General features: G+C 69.6%; 2 protein-coding genes. Both read right to left on the bottom strand.

Going from position 1 to position 3,409, the window contains the following annotated elements; genetic code table 11:
- The coding region (locus VFZ70_02785; protein HEX6254714.1) for a response regulator transcription factor at window positions 1–561 on the bottom strand (561 nt) is incomplete at its 3' end.
- Window positions 549–2,309 (bottom strand): sensor histidine kinase, encoded by a 1,761-nt coding sequence (locus VFZ70_02790; protein ID HEX6254715.1) that lies wholly within the window; start codon window positions 2,307–2,309, stop codon window positions 549–551. The genes VFZ70_02785 and VFZ70_02790, both read right to left, overlap by 13 nt.
- Between the last annotated feature and the right edge of the window lie 1,100 nt (window positions 2,310–3,409).

Below are 3,409 nucleotides of genomic sequence, written 5' to 3' on the forward strand. Positions count from 1 at the left end.
GATGTGCTTCTCGACCGTGTGTTCGGTGACGAACAGACGTGCGGCGATCGCCTTGTTCGACCGCCCTTCGGCCATCAGCGCCAGCACCTGTCGTTCCCGTGTGGTGAGACGTTCGACCGGGTCGTCGCCCGCCCTGCGGCGGTCCACGAGCTGGGAGACGACCGCGGGGTCGAGGACGGAACCGCCCTCCCCGACCCGCCTGACGCTGTCGGCCAGCTCCTCCACATCCGCCACCCGGTCCTTGAGCAGATAGCCGACGCCGTCGGCGCCGCCCGCGAGAAGCTCCAACGCGTAGCTCGGACGCACGTACTGGGACAGCACGAGCACGCCCATCCCGGGATAGCGGGTCCGCAGCTCGCGCGCCGCCCGCAACCCCTCATCGGTGTGGGTGGGGGGCATGCGGATGTCGACTATCGCCACATCCGGACGCCCCGTCTCCGCTTCGGCCAGCAGCTCCTCGCCATCACGCGCCTGGCCGATCACCTCAAACCCCGCCTCGGTGAGAAGCCGGGCCAGACCCTCCCGCAACAACGCGGAGTCGTCGGCGATCACGACGCGCATGGGATCCCCGCCTCCACGACCGTGCCCTGACCAGGCGGACTTACCACGGCGAGGTGGCCGCCGAGGGCCTCGACGCGATCGCACAACCCCCGCAGCCCCGATCCCCGCGTCGAATCCGCGCCGCCGGCTCCGTCGTCGGACACCCGCGTGACCGCCATCCCGTTGACCCGATCGACCTGCACACGCGCGTGGGTGGCGTGCGCGTGCTTGACGACATTGGTCAACGCTTCGGAAACCACGTAGTAGGCGGCCTGTTCAACCGGCTGTGGCAGGCGGTCGCTCACAGCTACCTCGAGCGCGACCGGCAGGTCGACGCGGTCGGTGAGCTCGCTCAGCGCTGCGGCAAGGCCTCGCTCCGTCAGGATCCCCGGGTGGATGCCCTGACTCAGCTCACGCAGCTCCTCCAGCGCGTCGGTCAGGCGGCCTCTCGCCTCGCGTACGAAGGTCAGCGCGGCCTCGGGCTCGGCCGTCGCCTTCGACTCGGCGAGGCCGAGGCTCATGGCGACCGACACGAGCCGCTGCTGGGCGCCGTCGTGCAGATCCCGCTCGATGCGGCGCCGCTCCGTCATGGCTGCCTCCACGATCCTTGTGCGCGATGCCCGCACGTCGTCGAGGCGAGCCCGCAGCTGCGCCTGGAGGCGTTCGTTGTCGATCTGGAGCGCGGCAGCAGCACACACCGACTCGACGAGGTCTTCGTCCTCGCGCAGTGCGGGGTCGTGCACGAGCGCCGCGATCGGGCGGCCCGCTCGCTCGATCATGGTCACGGCCCGTGTCTCGTCCTCGTCCGGCAGACCGACGGGCTGTCCGCGCGCGTCCACGTAGCGGTCCGCGTCCTCGAGCCAGTACGCGACCGTCAGGCTCGGGTCGTGCAGTGCGTGAGCCAACGAGTCACGCAGCGCTGCCGGTGCCACGTCGCCTCGCATCTCGATGACGAGATCGGCGACCGCGGATCGGGCCAACCGGGTGCGGGCAACCCCCGCCAGGAACGCGATCGCGACCGACGCCACGATCAGGTTGACCAGTACCCAGGGGACGTCGCCCAGCGGGTCAACCAGCGGCGACCTGACCACGTAGACCAGATACAGCAGCCACAAGGCAAGGAACGCCAACGCGGCCGCGCCGAGCCACAGCACCGGTGCGATCGCGTAACGCAGACGCGCGGTGGCACCGCTCCAACGCCGCACGAGGATGGCGAAGGCGGCCACGGCAACGACCGCACCCCCGATCTCCTGGGTCCACAGGATCGCCGCCTGCACCTCGGGCGCCTCCGTCAGCTCCAGCCCGGTCTGCGGGCACCCAGCGCACGATGCCCCATGATGAGCGCCGCCCCCCACGAGCAGCCACGCCACGTTGAGGGGACCGACGATCACCAGGGCCGCACCGAAGACCCCGCGATTGAGCGTCGTCCCGAGCCGACCGCTCGGGAACGCAAGCAGGATGAAGACCACCGCGGCGAAGATCGCCAGGTGCACCACGTGGCTGATCACGAACAGCACCGGGTTCTGTGACCAGCCCAACCCCGTGCCGAGTTGGAGGAAGCCCGTCACGACCATGACCGGGCCGATCGTGTTACCCGGACGGATCCGCCACGCCACCAGCCCAGCGGCGACGAACGACCACCCGACGGCCACCACCACAAAGACATCGGTCGCAGTCGCCCGGCGGACGTCGTTGGTCAGCATCACCCCAGCCACCGCGAACCCCGCGGCCAGTGCCACGGCAGCGGGTACGAAGCGCTTGCGATCCATCCCCTCCCCCTCCCCCGCGGCGCGAGTTGAGGCAGGATCTCGACCTGTTGACCATGAGACTACTGGACCCGAGCGCACGTCCCGAGTGACCCGCCTTTCCAAGAGCCGAACGGCATTGCTGCTGTGGCGTTGGAGATTCGCTGATGCCGGAGGCTCGACGGCGCGCTGGCACTGGCAACGATCGCTACCGTCTGGTGGCCGCGTGGCGCCAGCCAGAAGGGAAAGGGCCGCACGGGGATCGGGGGCCCTTGGGCCCTTTGTGCGCGGCACGCCACGCCCGACATCGACGCTGTTGACTGACCGCGTCCGGTTCAACCCAACGAGGTCGATGCCCGACCCTCGGCGTCTGGACTTGAGGAGGACCGCGTCGTGAACGCAGACCTGCTTTGCACGCGAGCGCGCTGACGAAACGCTACGGACGTCAGACATCCTGGACGACGTGCCTTCCACGTCGACCGCATCTGCCCGGGCATCAGGCTGAGCACTGCCCAGACGCTGATCAGCGACGTCGCGCTCGCCAACGACGTGCTCCCCGGCTGCATGGCGTGATCGGGAGACGTCCGCCCGCGGCACTGCGTTTCGCCGTTTCGGTCGTCCGCAAAGGTCAACCGTCCCCCGGCCGTGGGCCGACGCCGTGTCGGTCATGTTCTCCCGGCTACGGCCCATCCCGGCGGCCGCCTGACGTTGTACTGTCTGGCCCGCGCGTCCGCGGTCTGAGTGTCTGGGTTCGGTAGGGGATCGCGGACCGCCCCGATAGAGCGTGACCGGCGCCGAGATGCCCTTGAGGCTCCCCGGGCCCAGTAGCGCAAAGCGCACTCCCGCGTCACGACAATGGCCCACGGCCTCGTCGGTCGCCAGGACCTGTCCGGGTCCCGCATACGATGCGATCCTGGACGCGAGGTTCACGGTCGTACCGTAGACGTCGCCGTCTTGGAAGATCACTGGACCGGTGTGGATGCCGATGTGCACCGGTGGGAGCCCGACACGCGGAGCCCTGTCCACCATGTCCAGGCCGGACAGGACGGCGGGGCCGACTCCTTCGAAGTGGAACATGCCGCCGTCGCCCAGCCAGCGGATTGGCCGTCCACCGCGCCGGCGAG

Source organism: Euzebyales bacterium, from assembly GCA_036374135.1.
Taxonomy (GTDB): domain Bacteria; phylum Actinomycetota; class Nitriliruptoria; order Euzebyales; family JAHELV01; genus JAHELV01.

Excerpts from the sequence above, each read along its gene's own strand:
- VFZ70_02790 (HEX6254715.1), bottom strand. The coding sequence starts at position 2,309 with ATGGATCGCAAGCGCTTCGTACCCGCTGCCGTGGCACTGGCCGCGGGG.